The following is a 3,890-nucleotide window of genomic DNA, read 5'->3' on the forward strand; positions in this document are numbered from 1 at the left end:
GTGTTGAACGTCATGGCGACAACTCTGCTCTTAGACCGGGCGCACACTCTTTCCCTACACGGCGCGCTTCCGAGCGGTGAAGCGCTGGCTCCTGACAATAAGACTCTGTTTAGCGCCGATGCCGTCGCAGGCAAAGCGCCAACCACGTTACCAGAACCGCTGGCAGCGACGTTTGGACCGCTGCTTGCGCTAAGCAAGGGTGATGCGGGCGGGCAGGGCAACAATAACCTCAGCTTGCAAACCTTTATGACGCGTGTGAATCGTGTACGTCTGAAACTGCAGCAGATCACCAACGCGGCCGATCCGCAGGCCATGGCGCAGTCACTTGCTCAAAGCGTGTTTCAGGGGAAATCGGGGGATTTGGCAGACACCCGTGATTACGGCAGTCTGATGTCAGCCAGCCTCGGTCAGGAGTGGAATGGCTTTGGTGATAATGTCTTTGTGCGTCCGCTGGAGCAGGCCTGGCAGCAGGTGCTGTCACCGACTTCGGAAAGTCTGAATAGCCAGTGGCAACAATCGATTGTCAGCGAATGGGAGAAGTCTTTTGCCGGGCGCTATCCGTTTAATGCCACCCAAAGCGATGCCTCTCTGCCGCTGTTGGCGAAATACCTGCGCAGCGACACCGGGCGCATTGATGCCTTTATCAAATCACGTTTAAGCGGTGTGTTGCATAAAGAAGGCAACCAGTGGGTGCCGGATGCCATCAACAGCCAGGGCATGCAAATCAACCCAGACTTCTTGAAAGCGGTGAACCAGCTCAGTGCGCTTTCTGACATTCTGTTTGCCAGCGGTGATGCGGGAATGCGTTTTGAACTGATGGCACGCCCTTCACGCAATGTGGTGCAGACCGACATCACCATTGATGGGCAGGACATCAAATATTTCAACCAGATGGAGAGCTGGAACGCGGTGAGCTGGCCGGGCAATGTCTTCAAGCCTGGCGTATTGCTTAACTGGTCAAGTGTCAGCGCCGGGAGTCGCCAGTACGCCGATTATCAGGGAAGCTGGGGGCTGATTCGCTTGCTGGATCGCGCCACGGTGAAGCAACTCGATAGCAGTCGTTATCAGTTGACCTTCGCTGCACAGGATGGCTTGCCGCTGAACTACATTCTTCGCACTGAAGCCGGTTCCGGCCCGCTAGCGCTGCTGGCGCTAAAGGGATTCCGATTACCTCAGCAGATCTTTTTGTAATCTACCCTGAATAATTAAATGTCCTATTAGCAGTAATAACAAAATTATGAAATGCAGATGAAATTGTTCCCGTAATATCAATAAAGTCATTCAGTAGTCGACTTTTGTAAGTAATTGCGAGGCGGTTTTTTTAATATGTTGCAGTGTTTTATTTTCTGGTTTTGAAATGAAAATAGAAAGTGAATTCCTAACCGCTATCGTGATATTGCTTTTTATGGGATGCTTCTTTATGCTGGAAATTTTTGAGGTGGGTTTTGAATTTAAAATTTAAATATAAGTCACGCTATTTTTCTGTGATGTTTTTACCATTTTTGTTAAGTGCCTGTGATGGTGCAAATGATCAGGATTCTTTGCAGGCACAACATGACTTAACTATGCGCTCGCTGGCTAATATGGTTAAGGTCAAAGGTGGGACGTTTGAAATGGGGGATTTCGGCCCATTAACTGATGAAAAATTGCCCATTTCACTTGGCGACGATGATAAAGTGCTACATGAAGTTACGCTCGATGATTTTAGCATCAGTAAATACAAAGTAACCTGGAAGGATTATGATGTATATTTACACGCTAAAAACCTGTCACGGCCTGATTTGCCGCCAGGCAATGAAGACGACGGGGAGAAATTGCAGGCACCCGATATGCCTGCTGCTTTAAACTGGCAACAGGCTCAGGATTATTGCCACTGGTTAGGTGAAGTTTCTGGGAAAAAAATAGCCTTACCCACTGAAGCACAATGGGAATATGCTGCCCGTGATGGTGGTAAATATGTGGTTTATGCAACGGATAATGGGAAGTATGAGAAGGGAAGGAATGTTCCTTCAACCGAACAGCGTGAAGAAATGACTTGGGATATGTTCAATTATCCAGTGGGGAAATATCCACCTACGCCATTGGGATTATATGATATGGCCGGGAACGGAGTGGACTGGATGCAGGATTGGTACGCAAAAGACTATTATTCCCACTCAGCTAAAGAAAATCCTACAGGCCCTGAAAATGGAACCGAGAAAGTCCTAAGAGGTTATGAGAGTGGGGGCGGTGCTGAGGCTAATACAACCGTATTTCGCAAATCAAATTACCCTACTCATGGCAACAGAAGCTGGAATTTACCCTTTTACAATGCACGCTGTGTGACCAATAATTAGCCATTGATTATAACTTTGTGTAATAACCGGAATGAATAATGAGTAAATATTTAGTCATTCTCTTGCCGTTGATCTTAACTGCTTGTGATGCGAAAGATAATAATAATGCTACGCAGGCACAGCAAGATTTAGTCAGGCACTCACTGGCTAATATGGTGAAGGTAAAGGGTGGTACGTTTAAAATGGGTGACTTTGGTCCTTTAATTAATGATAAGCGCCCTATCTCATTGGGCGATGATGATAAATTTTTGCATGATGTTACGTTAAGTGATTTTAGTATCAGTAAGTATAAAGTGACTTGGCAGGATTTTGATGTCTATGCTAGGGAGCATGACATTGATAGACCGGAATTGCCTTACTCTTACAGAAATGACGTTAAGAAATTACAAGCATCAAATATGCCTGCGGCGTTAAATTGGCAGCAGGCAAAAAATTATTGCAATTGGCTGGGGGGATTGGTTAATAAAAATATAGATCTCCCTACAGAAGCACAGTGGGAGTATGCGGCACGTAATGGTGGTAAATATGTGTTATATGCTACTGATGATGGTAAGTTCGAAGCAGGGCGTAATATTGCTTCGACCGAGCAAAGAAATAAAATGACTCACGCTATGTTCAACTATCCTGTAGGAAAGTTCCCTCCAACACCTTTAGGTCTTTATGACATGGCAGGAAATGGCGTGGATTGGATACAAGACTGGTACTCTAATGATTATTATCGTCATTCACCTAAAGAAAATCCCGTAGGACCAAAGGACGGTACGGAAAAGGTCATTCGTGGTTATGATAGTGGAGGGGAAGAGTACTCTAATCAGACTGTTTTTCGCCAGTCAGAAGCCCCTGGACTTGGTAAGAGGAAGTGGGTATTGCCTTTCTATAATGCTCGATGCGTAATTAACCATTAAAAATATAAAGTAGCCAGCATTGAAATTGAAATAATGTAACTTTTTAAATCGTTAATATTTTTTTGAAAGACATTATCAGTTTCCAAAGGATAATAAACGACCAATTATTTGTATGTAATGAGTTGCTTAGTAAGGAGAAAGGATAATTTATTTTAATTTTATGCTTAGTATTAATCTCTTTAGAGAAAAGCAATTAAATTTCCTGGCGGATGATGGATGAGTTTGTATTTTAACTTCTCGCGTTCTAACTGATTTCTCTTGCTTGTTATTTATACCGTGAAATAGGCAGTACCTGGCTCAACAGGACTTTTCATATTCCATGAACAAATCCACAAGAAAACGTGTGCGCCGTAAGTGGCTAAAGCGGAAGCAGCGCGAGCAGCGTATAGATCTGCGAATCATGCGCGGGATCTTTTTTGGCGCACTGATAGGTATCCTGTTTTTCGGCTTTTTTGGCGTCAGGGGGTTTTGGCACTCATGGCACCAAATGATGTACTGGCAAAAAACCGAAGGTGTAATCGTCGATTACATTGAAAGGACGCGCTGGAAGACAAAAAGCGACGGTGATTATTCCTGCGAAAATGGCGTCTGTTACTTTGGCTCAGAGCGCGTCACTCGCATCCCGATTGTGGAATATCGCTCGGCAGAG

At 44.9% G+C, this 3,890-nt stretch carries 4 protein-coding genes; all 4 read left to right on the forward strand.

Annotated features, from left to right (window positions below; genetic code table 11):
• On the forward strand, positions 1-1,191 hold a 1,191-nt coding region (locus tag H7A81_RS26325; protein WP_304622206.1), incomplete at its 5' end, for a type VI secretion IcmF C-terminal domain-containing protein.
• Positions 1,192-1,487: 296 nt separating this feature from the next.
• Positions 1,488-2,336: a formylglycine-generating enzyme family protein gene (locus H7A81_RS26330; RefSeq protein ID WP_370530000.1), complete on the forward strand. Its 849-nt coding sequence runs from the start codon at positions 1,488-1,490 to the stop codon at positions 2,334-2,336.
• A 38-nt stretch (positions 2,337-2,374) separates the two neighbouring features.
• Complete coding sequence (locus tag H7A81_RS26335; protein ID WP_182059237.1) at positions 2,375-3,241, forward strand: SUMF1/EgtB/PvdO family nonheme iron enzyme; 867 nt, start codon at positions 2,375-2,377, stop codon at positions 3,239-3,241.
• A 319-nt stretch (positions 3,242-3,560) separates the two neighbouring features.
• A partial coding sequence (locus H7A81_RS26340) for a hypothetical protein (RefSeq protein ID WP_182059238.1) occupies positions 3,561-3,890 on the forward strand: 330 nt, incomplete at its 3' end.

It is taken from the genome of Pantoea sp. ME81, from assembly GCF_903970985.1.
GTDB classification, from domain to species: domain Bacteria; phylum Pseudomonadota; class Gammaproteobacteria; order Enterobacterales; family Enterobacteriaceae; genus Pantoea; species Pantoea communis.